The organism is Neotamlana sedimentorum, assembly GCF_000943565.1.
GTDB classification, from domain to species: domain Bacteria; phylum Bacteroidota; class Bacteroidia; order Flavobacteriales; family Flavobacteriaceae; genus Neotamlana; species Neotamlana sedimentorum.
This window is the reverse complement of sequence record NZ_JTDW01000005.1, coordinates 445,284-462,964: the sequence shown is the minus strand read 5'-3', so window position 1 is coordinate 462,964 and position 17,681 is coordinate 445,284. Positions and strand designations below refer to the sequence as shown.

Sequence of the window (17,681 nt, the reverse complement as noted above, 5' to 3'; positions counted from 1 at the left end):
AAATGGTAGATAGCACCGTTAGTATTTTCATGCTTACCTATAATCAAGAACAATTTATAGCTCGAAGTATAGAAAGTGTTTTGATGCAAAAAACAGATTTTGATTATCAATTAGTTATTGGAGAGGATTGCAGTACTGATGCCACGCGAACCATATGTGAAAGGTATGCTTTATCACATCCTACAAAAATAAAGTTATTACCTCCTTTAGACAAAAATATTGGATTGATAGCCAATTATATGCGGACTATTAAAGCTTGTCGGGGAAAATATATAGCTATTTGTGATGGTGACGATTATTGGATTGATGAATTTAAACTACAAAAACAAGTCGATTTTCTTGAAGCAAATCCAGATTTTGCTATTGTTGGCACCAATTATCACAAACTATTTAAGGACAATACCTTAGTTGAAGAAAAAAAAGAACATAGCAAAACTTATTTCGAGTTTAACGATTTAATTTTTAAAAATGTATTACCGTCGGTAACAACTCTATTTAGGAATATACCAAAGCAAGAACCTTTACCAAATTGGATTTTAAAATATCCTTATGGCGATTGGCCAACCTATTTGTGGGTTTTAAAAAATGGAGGGAAAATTCATTTTTTAAATGATTTTACTGCTGTTTACAGAATGGAAATTGGAGTGTCTGCAAAACTTAGAAAAACATTAAGCGATATTGAAACTGTTAATCTTAAAATTTTAGAAGATATAGCTTCGGATGATACTTTTTTGCATAAAAAGGCTATTATTAACAAAAGTATAAACGATAAAAAGAAACAATTGGTAAGTTTATACAATCGCGAAAAAAAATACTTTAAAGCCTTTGCGTTATTTTTGAAAACCATATTTAAACAAGAAAACAAACTTGGGTTTGTTAAATTTTATGTTTATTCGGTTTTAAAATCGGTAAAGTTAATTTAAATGAAGCATACAGTAACCGAAAACATATCAATGGTGTTAACCAACAGAAATAGAGATTTACGCATTGTAAAACAATGTTTAACATCTTTAAAAAAGCAAAGCAAACAGAGCTTTGTGTGTACTTTGGTCGATTATGGTTCGGATGCCAATTATTTAAAAGATTTAAAAAAATTACTGCAAGATTTTCCTAAAATTAATTTTGTGTCCTGTGAAGTTTCAGGGCAATTATGGAACAAGTGTCGCGCTATAAACATTGCTTTAAAAGCTTGCGAGACACCATATTTTATGGTTGGAGATATCGATTTAATGTTTCATCCAGATTTTATTAAAACGGCAAATACACTTGCAAAACTCAATGAAGTTCATTATTTTCTATACGGTTTTTTATCGGAAGAAGAATCTGAATTAAATAAAGAGTTTATTGATTATAAAGTAGATTTTCCTGGTAATAATGAGGTTACAGGAAACACTATGTTTCCAACCGATGTATTAAAAAAGCTAAATGGTTACGATGAGTTTTATCATGGTTGGGGAGCCGAAGATACCGATGTTCATATCCGAATGAAAAATCAAGGGTTGTCGGTTAATTTTTATGATAAAGAGATTTTAGTGAAGCATCAATGGCATCCTAAAGCCTACAGAAGTAAATTAAGTAAACATCCGTTTCATTCCCAGTTAGAGCGCATCAATCATGCTTATATGAATTTTACTGAAGCTTCAAAACGAACCCAAGTAAATCAGGATTTAGAATGGGGAAAGCTTCCTGTTACTAATCATTATAACCAATTGAATAATGCATGCGATAAAGTATTTTATTTAAAAGCTTCCAACTTAGAACTAAAAGCCTTTTTAGCGCATCTTCATAATATTAAAGATGGAGTTATTCAGCTTAAAATAACCGATTTTTCTTCCAGGGAAAAGCTAAAAAATAATATGAAGAAACTATTGGGTAAAAAAAGCATTCCCGTATTAGCCATGGAAACCATAAATAATATCATTTTAGAAGAAATAATTACTAAGTTTAGAAATAATCCTTATAAATATCAATTTGATCGAACAGAAAACCAAATTGAGCTAACCATGTATTGCGAAGCATGAAAATATTAATGGTTTCTATACCAACTTTACACTTTTTTAGATGGACAGACCAATTAAAAAATGCTGGCCATGAGGTGTTTTGGTTCGATATTACAGGTATGAGTGCTCCTGTAAAGAGGCTGAATTGGGTGCAACAACGTGTTAATTGGAAACTAAATTACCGGTATCCGGGGCGTGTATTTTTAAAAAAGCAGTTTTCTGAAATTTATAATTTTATTCAAAGGTTTAATGAGAAAAACACAGCTTCAGAGTTTGAAAAGTATTTAAATGAAGTAAAACCTGATGTGGTGCATAGTTTTGCTATTTACTTGGCATGTTCACCTATTTATGAAGTCATGATGAAGCATAAAAACCAAAAATGGGTATATTCATCTTGGGGAAGCGATTTGTACTATTTTCAAAATAACCCATCTTATTTAAAAAATATAAAACAAGTTTTACCGCGTGTAAATTATTTGTTTACCGATTGTAATCGCGATTATGAAATAGCAAAACAGTACGGATTTAATGGTGAATTTTTAGGCATTTTTCCAGGTGGTGGTGGTTTTAATTTAAAGCATGTACAAAAATTCCATTTACCTATCAATAAGCGAAAAACCATTTTAATAAAAGGTTTTCAAGGGCGTTCTGGTCGCGCAATTACGGTTTTAAAAGCCATAATAAATCTGCAAGAACAATTAAAACACTATAAAATTATTGTGTTTGGTGCGCCCAACGAGGTGTTTCAGTTTGTAGAGAATTCCAATTTAAAAAACTGGGAGAATTTACAAGTTTTAGGTCGTATAAATCATGAAAATGTAGTTGAGCTTATGGGGAAAGCCTTAATTTATATAGGGAATAGTAATTCCGATGGTATGCCAAATACCTTGCTAGAAGCAATAATTATGGGCGCTTTTCCAATACAATCTAATCCTGGAAATGCAACTTCAGAAATTATAACACCTAATAAAAATGGACTGTTAATTAACGATTGTGAAAATCCCTTAGAAATTGAAAAACTACTTGCAAACGCTTTAATAAACTCAGAGTTAATAAATACTGCTTACATAATTAATCAGGAAGAATTAAAGCAAAAATTAGATAGAGAAACCATTAGGTGGTCGGTTTTACAAAAATACGCCTCAATAGCACCCTAATTGTTTATACTTTTAAAAACAAACAGTATTTTAGCATAATAGTGAAAATCGAATTTTATGAAAAGCATTGGTTTTATACCACTCCGTAAAGGATCAAAAGGTATTCCAAATAAAAATAAAAGGAAAATGGTTGGGCGGCCCTTGTTTACATGGGTTTTAGGCGAAGCAATTTTTTCTAATTTAGATGAAGTTGTTGTTTACACCGACGACAAAGATATTATTTCTTTTATTGAAAAGGAATATACCTGGACCAACAAAGTTAAAGCCTTATTGAGAAGCGAAGATAGTGCAAGCGACAGTGCAAGTACAGAATTTGCCATGTTAGAATATGCTGAAGCTATTAACTTTAATTTTGATGCTTTTTGTTTATTACAAGCTACGTCGCCTTTTACAAAGGCAGATGATATTAATACTTGCTTAAATAAATTAAATGAGGGTTTCGATTCTGCATTAACCGTTGTTAATACACATCGGTTTTTGTGGGATAAAAACGGAAAACCATTAAATTACGACCCATTAAATCGTCCGCGTAGGCAAGATTTTGAAGGCTTGTTAATAGAAAACGGCGCTGTTTATACTGTAACAAAAGAAGCTTTACAAAAACGTAAAAATAGAATAGGCGATAAAGTTGCTGTGGTAGAAATGCCAGAAGATAGTTTGCAAGAAATAGATTCTGAAACCGATTGGATTGTGGTAGAACAATTGCTTATGGAACGCCAAAAACGCGAAAAAGAATCGAAAAAAATAACGCATTTAGTGTTAGATGTTGATGGTGTTTTTACCGATGGCACCATAACTTATACCAAAGATGGCGAACACACTAAAGGATTTGATATGCGTGATGGAATGGGACTTGAAATTTTGCGTCAGTATGATGTTACCGTAATGATAATGACTTCAGAAAACTCGGAACTAGTGGCAAAACGCATGGAAAAATTAAAGTTGAAACATGTGTATTTAGGAGTAAAAGACAAATATACTTTACTTAAAAGCATTATTAAAGATTTAGGAATTAGTATAAGTAATGTAGCCTATGTAGGCGACGACGTTAACGATTTAACCAATATTTGCAGTGTGGGTTGGTCGCTAACACCCAATAACGCTACAACAGTTGTAAAACAACATGCCGATGTGGTTTTATATAATAATTCGGGAGCTGGAGCTATTCGTGAAGCTTGCGGATTTATAATGAATTATAACAAACGATTCTAATTTTTATAAAACAACTATTTTAGTATGTCAGGCTGAGTACAGTCGAAGCCTAACCAAGGAATCATCTAGTAATAGATTGATAAAAGGTTTTAAACCAAAAACAAAATGAATACCTACAAAAAACCATATGTAATTGCTGAAATTGGTTGTAACCATAAAGGCGATATGGAAATAGCTAAGGAGCTTATAAAAGTCGCAAAAATATTTTGTGACGTTGATGCCGTTAAGTTTCAAAAGCGAAATAATAAGGAATTATTAACTAAAGACCAATACAATACACCGCATCCAAATCCGATAAATTCATACGGTTCAACTTATGGAGAACACCGCGAATTTTTGGAGTTCGATGTAAATCAGCATAAAGAATTAAAAGCATTTTGCGAAGAAGTCGGTATCATGTATTCAACTTCGGTGTGGGATTTAACTTCAGCAAAAGAAATAGCATCATTAAATCCAGAATTTATTAAAATTCCATCGGCCTGTAATAACAATGACACCATGCTTACATGGTTATGCGAAAATTATAAAGGCGAATTACATATTTCAACAGGAATGACTACTAAAACAGAGATTGAAGATTTAGTCAACTTGTTTAAAAAACACAATCGTAATAAAGATTTAGTACTTTACAATTGCACATCGGGTTATCCGGTGCCTTTTGATGATGTTTGTCTGTTAGATATTAATCTGCTTATAGAAAAATATGGAGACCAAGTTAAACACATTGGGTTTTCTGGGCATCATTTAGGAATTGCTGTCGATGTTGCGGCTTACACCCTTGGGGCTAACATTATTGAGCGCCATTACACGCTTGATAGAACCTGGAAAGGAACCGACCATGCAGCGTCGTTAGAACCTATGGGCATGCGAAAATTATCTCGCGATTTAAAGGCGGTTTACAAAGCTTTAAGTTTTAAAAACGCCGATATTTTGCCTATCGAACAAGTGCAACGCGAAAAATTAAAAAATCAAAAAGGTTAACATGAGTTCATCTAAAAACATACGATTGTTTTGGTGGAACGAAATTAAAATGCAAGGCAAAGCCAAAGAAAATTATGGCGATTTGCTTGGTAAATATTTAGTCGAAAAAATATCTGAAAAACAAGCGGTTTGGGTAAAACCTAAAACGTTTTCAATTGTGAATTTTTTTAAGCCCATTTACGTTACAATAGGGAGTATTTTAACCAACGTAACTAGTAATTGTATTGTTTGGGGAAGTGGCATAGTATCGAAAGCATATCCAGTTGAAAATGCTAAATTCTTAGCTGTTCGAGGACCGCAAACAAGACATTTTTTAATAGATAAAGGTTACCATGTTCCAGAAGTTTATGGCGATCCGGCTTTATTGTTACCAAAATATTATAATCCGAAAATTGAAAAAAAATACAAATTTGGTATCATTCCGCATTACAACGATTTTAATAAAGTAAAGGATTTTTATTCCGATGTATCGGAAGTGTTGTTAATTGATTTAATGACTAACAATATTGAAGAAACTACAAATCAGTTTTTAGCTTGCGACAAAATTGTGTCCTCGTCTTTACACGGCATTATTGTAGCACATGCTTACGGTATTCCTGCAGTATGGCAAAAATTTTCTGATGATGTTTTTGGTGACGATATAAAATATAAAGATTATTTCGAGTCGGTTTTAATTGAATCGTATAAACCTGAAATTGTAAATACTAAAATGACCACTCCAGATTTAGAAAACTTGTTTACCAATAAACAAGCGCTTCCCAATGCAGAATTAGTTGATGATTTGTGTAATAAATTAATGGCTGTTTGCCCGTTTAAAAAAGAAGTAAATGTCTAAAAAAGTATTCGTTTTTTTTCCAGATGGCGTAGGCTTACGAAATTTTGCTTTCACCGATTTTAAGAAAATAGGAGAGCAAAAAGGTTTCGATATAACTTACTGGAATAACACCATATTTTCATTAAAAGACAATTTAGGCTTTAACGAAGTTAAGATTGAAGATAAAAGCGCTCATAAATTACTTTCCATTTATTCCAGAGCAAGAAAACGCGCCGAATTAAATGTGTCGAGAGATAAATTTAATGACAATGTTTACCCAACTTATAAGTTTCCTTTCAACTATAAAGGAGCAAAAAATATATTCCGTAGTTTGTTTACCAAATGGTTAGTCGGGAAATATTCATCTCCAAAAGGGATAACTCAATTACGGGAAAAAATAAATAAGTTAGAGCGTTCAACATCAAAATATGCGTATTGTAAAAAACAGTTACAAGAACATAAACCAGATTTGGTGTTTTGTACAACCCAACGCGCCACACAATCTATTAGTGCACTTTTAGCTGCTAAAGATTTAGGAATTCCAACGGTGGCTTTTGTATATTCTTGGGATAACGTACCAAAAGCGATGCAAGTTGTTGAAACTGATTATTACTGTGTTTGGAGCGATTTAATGAAAACGGAACAGCTTAAATATTATCCGTTTGTAAAAGAAGAACAAGTGTTTGTAACGGGTACGCCACAGTTCGAACCACATTTCGATGCGTCGTTAAAACAAACTAAAGAGGTTTTTTTTGCTGAGCATAATTTAGATATTAATAAAAAATATATTTGCTATTCTGGAGACGATGAAACCACATCGCCACTCGATCAATATTACCTTGAGGATTTAGCAAATGCATGTAGAAGTTTAAATAGTAAAGGGTATAATTTAGGGGTAATTTACAGAAAATGCCCTGTTGATTTTACATCACGATACGATGCTGTAATTAAAGCGAATAAAGATATTATTGAGGTAATCGACCCCATTTGGCAGCAAGTTGGTAGCCAATGGAACCAAATTTTACCAACGCCCGAAGATTTTAAAATGCTTTACAATGTTTGCGAACATAGCGAGTTTGTAACCAATGTATGCTCGTCTACAGTATTCGATTTTGTGGCTCATAATAAACCTTGTATTTATTATAATTATGAGCAACCGCAGCTAAAAAAAGGCATTCGAGATATTGGCCAGAATTACAAATACGTTCATTTTCGAAGTATGCCAAGCGATAAAGCTGCCGTTATTTGTACCGATAAAAAAGATTTAGAAAGTATCGTGCAGCAGATTTTAGATGGTAAATTATCGAATGTAGAAGAAGGAACAGAGTGGTTTAAAATTGTAGCAGGAAAACAACCTACAAAAGCTTCAGAAACTATTTGGAACACACTTGAAGCGATTTTAAAATGAAAATAGGTTTTATAACACCCGAATATCCGCACGAAAAAATTGCTCATGCTGCAGGAATTGGCACAAGCATAAAAAACCTTGCTATGGCATTAGTTAAAAAAGGTGTTGCTGTTTATGTGCTAGTTTACAATCAAAATGTTTCAGAAGTTTTTAATCATAATGGTGTTGAAATTCATTGTATTGCAAAAAAGAAATTTTCTTATTTAGGTTGGTATTTCAATCGTAAATACATTCAAAATCAAATCAATAAAATAGTATCAGAAAAACAGATTTCTGTATTAGAAGCACCAGATTGGACAGGAATTACCGCTTTTATGAGTTTTAAAGTGCCATTAGTTATTCGTTTTCACGGAAGCGATGCCTACTTCTGTAAATTAGAAGGAAGACAACAAAAGTTTAAAAACTTTGTTTTTGAAAAACAAGCTATAAGAAAAGCAGACGCTTACATAGCGCCTACAAATTTTGCAGGTGAAGAAACGCGTAAAATTTTCGGACTTAAACCCTCTAAAATAAAAACGATTCATTATGGACTTCAATTAAATAACTTCGTTAATAAACGCCCTCTTGACTTTAAGGAAAACATTATTTTATATATAGGAACTATTATTAGGAAAAAAGGCGTTTTCGAGTTGGCGAAAATTTTTAATAAGGTAGTAGAACAAAACCCAGAAGCACAATTAGTTTTAATTGGGAGCGATAGTGCCGATATTAAAACAGGGCAAAAATCCACCTATAGTTTAATGGAGAAATTGTTTTCTGATAAGGCTAAAAATCGTGTTAATTATTTAGGAAAAGTGCCGTATAACGACGTGCAACAGCAAATTAAACAGGCTCACGTTTGTGTGTTTCCAAGCTTTGCCGAAACTTTAGGTATGGTAACTATTGAAGCTATGGCATTACAAAAACCTGTGGTAAATACAAGCATTGGTTGGGCCCAAGAATTAATTGATGATGGTGAAAGTGGGTTTTTAATCCATCCAAAAGAAACCGATTTGTATGCCGAAAAAATATCAGAATTACTTCATAATGAAGATTTATGTAGAAGAATAGGAGCAAAGGCAAGAGTTAAGGTTGCCGAAAAGTTTGATATCGATAAAATTGCCGATATTAATTTAAACTATTATAAATCGCTTTTAAAATCATGATAGGTTTATTCCATAATGAAAATCATGTCGTTGAGGTTGTCGATCTGTCGTCGAAGAACGCAATAGATATACCTTCGGATAAACCAACCAAAGTATTATTTCAATTGGCTGAAAATTTCCCAGATCGAGTTCTAATTTGGTGCCATATAGAGCAAAAAGAAAACTTAAATATAGATGCTTTTCAAGATGTATTTACCTTGAAAAATATGATGTTATCTTATGGTAAATCTCAATATTTACCTAAAGCAATTGGTTTTGTTGAAGATTCTCCGTTTTTAAAAGTGAATAAAAATGTAAAATATCCAACTTGGTTAATGAGTAGTGAAGTTGGAGTAATTCATACTACACAAGTTTTAAAATTTAAATCCATAATTAAATTAGACGCACCGTTTAGTTATGCATTAAATTCCATGGCTAAATTAGGAATGAGTAACGGTTTGTTTTGTTATTCAGAGCCAAAATTATTATTGAACTTAGGTTTAGTTAAAGAGCGAAAAAAGGCATCAAAAACCATGCTTTTTAAGTTTGTGAAACAGCATTATAAATGGGTTTGGAGTTTCTTCTTAATGTTTAATATTACTTTTTTTAATAAGCAATTTCCGCTTTATTCATTTTTTAAAAGTTTGTTTGTTAGTCAATTAAAAGGTTCGATTAAAATAGATTTAGAAGTTTTAAAAAGTAATAGTGTATCTGCTTCAAGTATCGATGTTATTATTCCAACTTTAGGAAGGAAAACTTATTTGTTGGATTTTTTAAATGATTTAAAACGGCAATCTATTTTGCCTAAAAAAGTAATAATCATTGAACAAAACCCAGATGAAAATAGTGCTTCCGAACTCGATTATTTAAGCAACCAAAATTGGCCATTTATAATTTGTCATAAATTTATTCATAAAACAGGGGCGTGCAATGCTAGAAATTTAGCGTTGAAAGAAGTAGTTTCGGATTATGTGTTTTTTGCCGACGACGATATTAGAATTCAACCCAATTTTACCGATTTGGCACTCAAAAAAATGCAAGCAGCTAATATTAAAGCGGTGACCTTTTCTTGTTTAAGAACCAACGATAAAAAACAAAATTTTAATGAGAAACAATGGAGTACTTTTGGTTCTGGTTGTAGTATGGTAAAAAGTACGGCTTTAAAAGAGTTGTACTTTAAAATGGTTTACGAGTTTAATTTTGGTGAAGATGCCGATTATGGCATGCAATTAAGAAACAACGGCGTTGATGTTATTTATTTTCCCGAACCAGAAATTGTTCACCTAAAAGCTCCAATTGGCGGATTTAGAAAAAAGCACATAAATATTTGGACAAAACAGGGATATAGCCCAAAACCATCTCCAACCATTATGTACTATAAATTACAGCATAACACACTGCAACAACTTTTAGGTTATAAATTAGTGTTATTTTTAAAATATTATAAAAGTCAATCACTTAAAAACCCATTAACATATTTTAAAACATTTAAAAAACAATGGCGCGAAAGTGTATTATGGGCAAACAAATTAAACCAGATTAAGCAATGAAATTCTCGTTAATTGTTTGTACATATATGCGGCCAATGGCTTTGTTAACGTTACTGGAATCGGTAAAAAAACAAACGCTTTATCCCAATGAAATTATAATTGTTGATGGTTCTATAAATAAAGAAACGGAGCAAATTTTAAAAGATAATGAGTTTAATAACCTTAGTTATTTTCTTATAGATGATAAGCATCGTGGTTTAACCAAACAACGTAATTTTGGAGTAGCTCAAGTAGCAAAGGAGATAGATATTATTTGTTTTTTAGACGATGATATTGTTTTAGAATCTAATTATTTTGAAGCTTTAATTGGTACCTATAAACTAAAACCAGATGCTTTGGCAGTTGGAGGTTATATTAAAAATGAAGTGGTTTGGGAAAAAGCCAACACTGCAAATAATCCTGATTTGTTTTATTTTGAAGGTTGGAACAGGAGCGAACCATCGCGATTTAAACTGCGTCGAAAATTTGGATTGTTACCAGACGCTAAACCAGGATTTTTACCAACTTTTGCACATGGCAGATCTATTGGATTTTTACCGCCATCTGGTAATATTTATGAGGTTGAATTAATTATGGGTGGTGTGTCATCTTATAAAAAAGAAGTTTTTAGTAAGTTGGCCTTTTCTACTTATTTTGAAGGTTATGGTCTTTATGAAGATGCCGATTTTAGTTTACGTTTAGCTAAACTTGGCAAATTATATGTAAATACACAGGCGCAATTAAGTCATTATCACGATGTTTCAGGACGCCCAAATAAGTATAAATATGGTAAAATGGTGCTTAGAAATGGTTGGTACGTTTGGCGTGTAAAATATGATAAACCTAAATTTATAGCTAGAGTAAAATGGCATGCTACCGCGTTGTTATTAACAGTAATTAGACTGGTTAATGTAATAACTACAAAAGATAAAAAGCAGGCTTTAACAGAATCATTTGGTAGAATAATGGGATGGTTTAGTTTGATTTTTAATAAGCCAGTAATTTTAAAATAATGAAATAATGTTTAAGAACTGTAAATTATGCCATAATGAAGTGAATTTAATAAATGAAAAATTTAACTTAGGAAAATGCGGTCACTGTAAGTTGATTTTTTGCCTCGATAAATATTCTCAAGAAGAGTTAGTTACACTTTACGATAAGTTGTATAATAATAACTCAGCGAAATACGAAAGTTATTCTGTGAATGAGTATAATATGCTTTTGAAAGGTGAAAAAATTAAAATTGGACATAATAGGTCTAGAGTATTACAAAAACATGTATTTAATTCAAAATACAAATCGGTATTAGAAATTGGAAGTGGTATTGGCTTAATGGGAGCCTACATTAGAAGTGAAAATGCTGATATAGAGTATTTAGGGATTGAAATAGATAAGGAGGCTTATAAAAAATCTAAGAGTTTAAATTTAAATACTATTAATTCCGATTTTAAGATAATGAATGATATTGAAGACTCTTTTGATGTTATTTTGTTATGGGAAGTTATTGAACATTTACAAGATTTAAAATTATTTATGGATTTGGCGTACAAAAAGTTAAATAAAAACGGAAAGATAATTTTGTCGACTCCTAATTATAATAAAATATTAAATTATCCTGAACGTGCTAAAGATAATTTATATCAAGACGCGCCGCCAATTCATTTAAATTTTTTTACGAAAAGTAATATTATTACCATTTTTGAATCTTATAATTTTAAAAATTGTAAGGTGAAAATAAAACGGTTTCCGTATTTGAATTTAAAATCGTCGCAGTTTTATAAAAACGTTTGCAAGGCAATTTTTAATGCTTATCAAGGATCAACAATATTTTTTGTTGCTCAAAAATAATGGTTATTAATTATTTATGAAGTTAGAGCTATCCGTTTGGACCCATCATTTAACGCATTTGGTATATTCTTATTTTTACTATTGTAGAGCGAACAAAATAGGGGTTAATATTTCGTATAATCCTAAAATTAAATACAATTCGGCAAAATTAACGGTACATAATAAAACTATTCTTTTCGATTATTCTGATGATACAAAGTTTATTGATACTTCAGATAATTTCGACTATTATTTTAAGCGTTCGTTGTTAAAAAGAGATCAATCCTTAAATGTACATCCATTAAATTTTAATGTTCCTCTGGCTTATAAAAGTTATCAGCTTTTGTTAAAATTAAATAAAGATTTGGTGTTTCATAAATTTAATAGAACAGAAATAGGTAGAGCTTTAGATGTTTTTGGTTGGTTTACAAACTCAGGGCATGGAACTCTTGATATTAGAAATTATCCCAAAACAGTTTCCGATTTTGGTGGAAACATCATTTATTATACCCGATTATGGAACCCAGATAATAATCCTAACCCCGATGAAAAAGAGCGGAGAACCATACAAAATGAATTTAGGATTAATGCGTGCAGAATAATAAAAAAGGAATTTAAGAACGTGGAGGTTGGTTTGTACGCCGATGATTTATCAAAGAAATTAGCCTCAGATTTAGTATTGCCATCTTCAAAATCGGATAAAAAGAGTTATTTAAAAAAATTGTCGAAATTTAATATAGGTATTGCAGACGATGGTTTAAAAAATACTCCAGGTTGGAAAATTGGAGAGTATTTAATGTTTGGTAAAGCTGTTGTAACAACACCTTTAAACATTTGTATTGACGATTTTTATGAGGAAGTAAATTATTCAAAAGTATCTTCTCGTTCGGCTTATAACGAGCTTCCCGATAAAATTGAGTATTTGTTGCAAAATAAAAACTATTTAAAAATGTGTGAAGCTAATTTTATTTGGAGTAAAAATTATATACATCCTAAAAACTATTTGTCACGTATTTTAAAAGTTACCGAATTATCTGAATAATAACAATGAGCTTCGTAATCATCACACATGTTAAACATAAATTTCAAGGACAAGGCATTTTTGCATATGCGCCCTATGTACGTGAAATGAATATTTGGTTAAAACATGTAGATGAAGTTATTATTGTTGCACCAAAAACCTCTGAAGCTATTTCTAATATTGATATTTCATATCAGCATAAAAATATAAAGTTTGTAGAAATTCCTGCCATTCAGTTTACATGTTTAAAGCATGCCTTTTTTGCAATATTTAAACTGCCTAAAATTGTATGGGCCATTTTTAAAGCAAGTAAAAAAGCCAATCATTTACATTTGCGATGCCCTGGAAATATTGGGTTGTTCGGGTGTTTGGTACAAATGGTTTTTCCTAAAACACCTAAAACAGCAAAATATGCGGGGAATTGGGATCCAAAGTCTCCTCAACCATTAAGTTACAGACTTCAAAAAAAGATTTTGAGCAGTACTTTGTTAACCAAAAATATGCAGGTTTTGGTTTATGGAAAATGGCCAAAGCAAACCAAAAACATTAAATCTTTTTTCACGGCAACTTTTACAGAAAATGAAATTGAAACACCATTAATTCGCCAATATACTTCCGATATAAAATTTGTTTTTTTAGGCAGTTTAGTGTCCGGGAAACGTCCGTTATTAGCGATAAAAATTGTTGAATTGTTAATTGAAAAAGGATTCAATGTGTCTTTCGATTTGTACGGCGAAGGCATTTTAAAAGAAGACTTACAACTTTATATTGAAACACAAGGTTTATCAGAACATATCAAACTATTAGGAAATCGGGATAAAAATGTTGTAAAACAAGCTTTAAAGGAAGCTCATTTTTTAATATTACCTTCAAAATCCGAAGGATGGCCAAAAGCCTTGGCTGAAGCTATGTTTTTTGGAGCGATTCCTATTTCAACCACAATTTCTTGTGTGCCTTATATGTTAGCTGAAGGTAATCGTGGTATTTTAATAAGTCCCGATGAAAAATCTGCAGCCAATAAAATTGAATCCTTTTTAAGTACACCCACAGAACTTCAAGAAATGTCTAAATTAGCATCAAAATGGTCGCAAAACTACACTTTAAACACTTTTGAGGCTGAAATTGTTAAATTATTACAGGCATAAATGCGGGTTTTACAACTAATAGATTCTTTAGAGACTGGTGGAGCAGAACGTGTAGCTGTTAATTTAGCCAATGCATTAGCTAAAGAAACTAAATTTTCTGCCATTTGTGCAACTCGAAAAGAAGGTTTATTAAAAAATGAAATTAACCCAGATGTTCATTATCTTTTTCTTGGCAAAACAAAAGCGATAGATATTGCTACTATAAAAAAAATGATTTCGTATGTAAAAACGAATCAAATTGAAATTATTCATGCGCATTCTTCCTCTTTTTTCTTAGCTAGCATAATAAGGTTGTTTAATAAAAGTTTAAAAATAGTATGGCATGATCATTATGGAAATGCCGAGTTTTTAAACAAACGAAAACATAATGTTTTAAAAGTATGTTCAAAATTGTTTTCTCATATTTTTGCAGTAAATACCACTTTAGAAACTTGGATAAAAACGAATTTAAAACATAAAAGTGTATCGTATTTGCCTAATTTCGCAACCTTGAATACCACGCTAAAAATAACCGATTTAAAAGGAGAAACGGGAAAACGAGTGGTATGTTTAGCTAATTTTAGAGAACAAAAAGATCATATTACGCTAATTAAAGCATTTAAAACAGTAACAGAAAAACATAAAAATTGGACATTACATTGCATCGGTAAAAGTTTTAACGACGATTATTTCGATAAGGTTAAATCTGAAATCCAAAAGCAAGATCTTGAAAATAATGTGTTTTTATATAAACAAAAACCCGATGTTTATCATATTTTAAAACAGTGTGAAATAGGAGCGCTGTCTTCAATATCAGAAGGGTTACCCATTGCGCTTTTGGAGTATGGTATTGCTAACTTAGCTGTTGTGGCAACGCAAGTTGGTGAAATAGGTAATGTGGTTTCAAATAAAAAAAATGTGAGCTTAGTTTCACCAAATTCTGTAGAAGAGCTTTCGAAAGCAATTTTATTGTACATTGAAAACGAAGCTTTAAAACAAGAACACAGCTCCGCATTTTCAAAACATATTGAAGCAAATTATTCTGAGAATTCTCAAATTAAATCAATAATAAACACGTATAAACAAATTCTTTATTGAACAATTTTAGTTACATAAAAAAAATAGGATTTCATGTGTTATTAGGTTTAGCTATTTACGCAGTTTCCTTTTTATCTAAAGTGTATCTGTTTGCAATTTGCGTGTATTTTGCAAATCAAATTTTAACAGCAAAACCTTCTCAAAAACCAGTGCAAGTTTTACTGGCTTGTGCTTATGTTGTAGGTTCAGAGGTTTTTATAAGAATGACTGGTGGGAATTTTTTGTACGAGGCGTCTAAATATTTGGTTATTTTGTTCGTGTTTATGGGGCTTTTTACTACCAGGTTGCCAAGTCAATCACTGGGTTATATTTTGTACTTGTTTTTATTATTACCTGGTATTATTGTTGCCGGACTTAACTCTAGTCCAGGGTCTAATTTAAGAACCGATATAGCCTTCAATCTTAGTGGCCCCGTTTGTTTGGGTATTGTCGCTTTGTTTTGTTATAAACGGAAAATTAGTTTTCAAAATTTAAATAAAGTCATGTTATATATGGCCTTGCCGTTAATTTCAATGACCGTTTATTTGTTTTTTTATACGCCAGATGTAAGAGCTACAGTAACAGGAACAGGCTCAAACTTTGCTGCTTCTGGTGGTTTCGGACCCAATCAAGTATCAACTGTTTTGGGGTTAGGGATGTTTGTATTAACAGCACGTTTTTTTATGTTATCTCCCAACCTGTTTCTTAAAATAATTTCGGGTGTGCTTCTGGCGGCCATGAGTTTTAGAGGTGTTGTTACCTTTAGTCGTGGTGGTATTTTAACAGCTTTGTTTATGATTGCCGCTTATTTGTTTTTTTACTTTAAAAAAGTCAATATAAAAGCCAAATTTAGAATTATAAGATTGGTAGTAATTTTTACAGCCTTGGCCTTATCGGTTTGGTTAATTTCGTCTTTACAAACAGGTGGTTTAATTGAAAATAGATACGCAAACCGAGACGCTTTAGGTCGCGAAAAAGAAGATGTTACTACAGGACGAAGCGATTTAATATCGTTTGAGCTTAATGAGTTTTTAAACAATCCTGTTTTTGGGGTTGGAGTGGGAAAAATAAAGATTCTTCGTGAACAGAAAGAAGGACTCTTAGCGGCTTCGCACAACGAGGTAACTCGTATTTTAGCAGAACATGGCTTTTTTGGTGTTTTTGCCTTTTCAATTTTGTTATTGGCTCCAATGATTCTCCGGTTTAATAATAAAAACAATGTGTTTTTTTATTCGTTTTATTTATTTTGGTTTTTAACAATAAATCACTCTGCAATGCGTATTGCTGCTCCAGCTTTTGTGTATGGGTTGTGTTTGCTTGATGTTCGGTTTAAATCGAAACGTGTAAATAAATCACCTGCAACCAAATTGGTAAAAAATATTGGGAATTCGTGAAGCAGATTGTTTACATAGGAAATAAAGCAGGTAAGGCCTCAAAGGCTAATTTGTCTTCTATCGATGTGTTGTCAAAACTACTATCTGCCGAAGGATATTCGGTTACCTCGGCGTCACACAAACAAAATATAGTGTTACGATTGCTTCATATGCTTTATGTATGTTTCAAAAATCGAAAATCGACCGATTATGTTCTAATCGACACATATAGTACTTTAAACTTTTATTACGCCTTTTTTGTAAGTGCCCTTTGTAGAATTTTTAATCTTAAATACATTCCTATTTTACATGGTGGTAAATTGCCAAATCGTTTAAAAACATCACCTAAATTATCAAAATTCATTTTTAATAATGCCTATGTAAATGTGGCTCCTTCGTCCTATTTGGAAAGTCAGTTTAAAACTTTTGGTTTTAACAATATTACGAATATTCCAAATGCTATCGAAATTGATAATTATCCTTTTAAAGAAAGACAATTTAATGAGGTGAAATTGCTTTGGGTACGGTCGTTTTCTAAAATTTACAATCCTTTATTAGCTATAAAAATTTTAAAATCGTTAAAGCTTGGAGGTATAGATGCATCGCTTTGTATGGTTGGGCCAGATGTTGATGGTAATTTAGATGAAGCTAGGCAGTTTGCTAAAAACGAAAACTTAAACGTAACCTTTACAGGAAAGTTAACTAAGCTGGAATGGATTGCCCTTTCCAATGAATATAATATTTTTATAAATACTACAAATTTTGATAATATGCCTGTAAGTGTTATTGAAGCTATGGCATTAGGATTGCCTGTTATATCAACTAATGTTGGTGGTTTGCCATATTTGATTAAGCATGAAAAAACAGGAATTTTAGTAAAGCCTAATAGTGTAGAGTCATTCATTTTTCAAATTAATCAGTTGCACTCAAATTCAAGTTACACTAGTCGGTTAGCCATTAATGCGAGAAGGTTTGTTGAAGATTTTAATTGGGATGTTGTTAAAAAACAATGGATTAATCTTCTTAAATAATGC

The 17,681-nt window shown here is 31.7% G+C and carries 16 protein-coding genes; all 16 read left to right on the top strand.

All coding sequences use genetic code 11. The features are described from left to right. Positions 1 to 2: 2 nt before the first annotated feature. Entirely contained in the window at positions 3 to 923 is a 921-nt protein-coding gene (locus PW52_RS09370; protein ID WP_044632654.1) for a glycosyltransferase, read from the top strand. Continuing rightward, the gene (locus PW52_RS09365; RefSeq protein WP_044632653.1) at positions 924 to 2,021 is read left to right on the top strand and encodes a glycosyltransferase family 2 protein; all 1,098 of its coding nucleotides are present in this window, start codon (positions 924 to 926) and stop codon (positions 2,019 to 2,021) included. Then, positions 2,018 to 3,157: a glycosyltransferase gene (locus PW52_RS09360; protein ID WP_044632652.1), complete on the top strand. Its 1,140-nt coding sequence runs from the start codon at positions 2,018 to 2,020 to the stop codon at positions 3,155 to 3,157. The genes PW52_RS09365 and PW52_RS09360 overlap by 4 nt, the downstream gene beginning before the upstream one ends. A 57-nt stretch (positions 3,158 to 3,214) precedes the next feature. Further along, a complete protein-coding gene (locus tag PW52_RS09355; RefSeq protein WP_044632651.1) occupies positions 3,215 to 4,369 on the top strand; it encodes an acylneuraminate cytidylyltransferase in 1,155 nt (384 codons plus the stop codon). A 105-nt stretch (positions 4,370 to 4,474) separates the two neighbouring features. Beyond that, complete coding sequence (locus PW52_RS09350) at positions 4,475 to 5,350, top strand: N-acetylneuraminate synthase family protein (RefSeq protein ID WP_044632650.1); 876 nt, start codon at positions 4,475 to 4,477, stop codon at positions 5,348 to 5,350. A 1-nt stretch (position 5,351) separates the two neighbouring features. After that, complete coding sequence (locus tag PW52_RS09345) at positions 5,352 to 6,185, top strand: polysaccharide pyruvyl transferase family protein (protein ID WP_044632649.1); 834 nt, start codon at positions 5,352 to 5,354, stop codon at positions 6,183 to 6,185. Beyond that, positions 6,178 to 7,572, top strand: coding sequence for a glycosyltransferase family 28 protein (locus PW52_RS09340; protein ID WP_044632648.1), 1,395 nt, complete (start codon positions 6,178 to 6,180; stop codon positions 7,570 to 7,572). The genes PW52_RS09345 and PW52_RS09340 overlap by 8 nt, the downstream gene beginning before the upstream one ends. Continuing rightward, the gene (locus PW52_RS09335) at positions 7,569 to 8,717 is read left to right on the top strand and encodes a glycosyltransferase family 4 protein (protein WP_044632647.1); all 1,149 of its coding nucleotides are present in this window, start codon (positions 7,569 to 7,571) and stop codon (positions 8,715 to 8,717) included. The genes PW52_RS09340 and PW52_RS09335 overlap by 4 nt, the downstream gene beginning before the upstream one ends. Then, positions 8,714 to 10,246: a glycosyltransferase family 2 protein gene (locus tag PW52_RS09330; RefSeq protein ID WP_044632646.1), complete on the top strand. Its 1,533-nt coding sequence runs from the start codon at positions 8,714 to 8,716 to the stop codon at positions 10,244 to 10,246. Before PW52_RS09335 ends, PW52_RS09330 begins: the two co-directional genes overlap by 4 nt. After that, positions 10,243 to 11,238, top strand: coding sequence for a glycosyltransferase family 2 protein (locus PW52_RS09325; RefSeq protein WP_044632645.1), 996 nt, complete (start codon positions 10,243 to 10,245; stop codon positions 11,236 to 11,238). The genes PW52_RS09330 and PW52_RS09325 overlap by 4 nt, the downstream gene beginning before the upstream one ends. A 7-nt stretch (positions 11,239 to 11,245) precedes the next feature. Continuing rightward, complete coding sequence (locus tag PW52_RS09320) at positions 11,246 to 12,073, top strand: class I SAM-dependent methyltransferase (protein WP_082050879.1); 828 nt, start codon at positions 11,246 to 11,248, stop codon at positions 12,071 to 12,073. Between the two features lie 16 nt (positions 12,074 to 12,089). Continuing rightward, complete coding sequence (locus PW52_RS09315) at positions 12,090 to 13,094, top strand: hypothetical protein (protein ID WP_044632643.1); 1,005 nt, start codon at positions 12,090 to 12,092, stop codon at positions 13,092 to 13,094. Positions 13,095 to 13,099: 5 nt separating this feature from the next. Beyond that, positions 13,100 to 14,218 (top strand): glycosyltransferase family 4 protein, encoded by a 1,119-nt coding sequence (locus tag PW52_RS09310; protein ID WP_044632642.1) that lies wholly within the window; start codon positions 13,100 to 13,102, stop codon positions 14,216 to 14,218. After that, the gene (locus tag PW52_RS09305) at positions 14,219 to 15,295 is read left to right on the top strand and encodes a glycosyltransferase (protein WP_044632641.1); all 1,077 of its coding nucleotides are present in this window, start codon (positions 14,219 to 14,221) and stop codon (positions 15,293 to 15,295) included. Then, positions 15,292 to 16,668 (top strand): O-antigen ligase family protein, encoded by a 1,377-nt coding sequence (locus PW52_RS09300; RefSeq protein WP_044632640.1) that lies wholly within the window; start codon positions 15,292 to 15,294, stop codon positions 16,666 to 16,668. The genes PW52_RS09305 and PW52_RS09300 overlap by 4 nt, the downstream gene beginning before the upstream one ends. Continuing rightward, the gene (locus tag PW52_RS09295) at positions 16,665 to 17,678 is read left to right on the top strand and encodes a glycosyltransferase family 4 protein (protein WP_044632639.1); all 1,014 of its coding nucleotides are present in this window, start codon (positions 16,665 to 16,667) and stop codon (positions 17,676 to 17,678) included. The genes PW52_RS09300 and PW52_RS09295 overlap by 4 nt, the downstream gene beginning before the upstream one ends. Positions 17,679 to 17,681 lie beyond the last annotated feature (3 nt).

What these genes read in the sequence shown, in the direction of transcription:
- PW52_RS09310 (WP_044632642.1), top strand. Translation starts at nt 13,100, where the DNA reads ATGAGCTTCGTAATCATCACACATGTTAAACATAAATTTCAAGGACAA.
- PW52_RS09370 (WP_044632654.1), top strand. Translation starts at nt 3, where the DNA reads ATGGTAGATAGCACCGTTAGTATTTTCATGCTTACCTATAATCAAGAA.
- PW52_RS09320 (WP_082050879.1), top strand. Translation starts at nt 11,246, where the DNA reads ATGTTTAAGAACTGTAAATTATGCCATAATGAAGTGAATTTAATAAAT.
- PW52_RS09355 (WP_044632651.1), top strand. Translation starts at nt 3,215, where the DNA reads ATGAAAAGCATTGGTTTTATACCACTCCGTAAAGGATCAAAAGGTATT.
- PW52_RS09325 (WP_044632645.1), top strand. Translation starts at nt 10,243, where the DNA reads ATGAAATTCTCGTTAATTGTTTGTACATATATGCGGCCAATGGCTTTG.
- PW52_RS09340 (WP_044632648.1), top strand. Translation starts at nt 6,178, where the DNA reads ATGTCTAAAAAAGTATTCGTTTTTTTTCCAGATGGCGTAGGCTTACGA.
- PW52_RS09345 (WP_044632649.1), top strand. Translation starts at nt 5,352, where the DNA reads ATGAGTTCATCTAAAAACATACGATTGTTTTGGTGGAACGAAATTAAA.
- PW52_RS09305 (WP_044632641.1), top strand. Translation starts at nt 14,219, where the DNA reads ATGCGGGTTTTACAACTAATAGATTCTTTAGAGACTGGTGGAGCAGAA.
- PW52_RS09360 (WP_044632652.1), top strand. Translation starts at nt 2,018, where the DNA reads ATGAAAATATTAATGGTTTCTATACCAACTTTACACTTTTTTAGATGG.
- PW52_RS09335 (WP_044632647.1), top strand. Translation starts at nt 7,569, where the DNA reads ATGAAAATAGGTTTTATAACACCCGAATATCCGCACGAAAAAATTGCT.
- PW52_RS09350 (WP_044632650.1), top strand. Translation starts at nt 4,475, where the DNA reads ATGAATACCTACAAAAAACCATATGTAATTGCTGAAATTGGTTGTAAC.
- PW52_RS09330 (WP_044632646.1), top strand. Translation starts at nt 8,714, where the DNA reads ATGATAGGTTTATTCCATAATGAAAATCATGTCGTTGAGGTTGTCGAT.
- PW52_RS09315 (WP_044632643.1), top strand. Translation starts at nt 12,090, where the DNA reads ATGAAGTTAGAGCTATCCGTTTGGACCCATCATTTAACGCATTTGGTA.
- PW52_RS09365 (WP_044632653.1), top strand. Translation starts at nt 924, where the DNA reads ATGAAGCATACAGTAACCGAAAACATATCAATGGTGTTAACCAACAGA.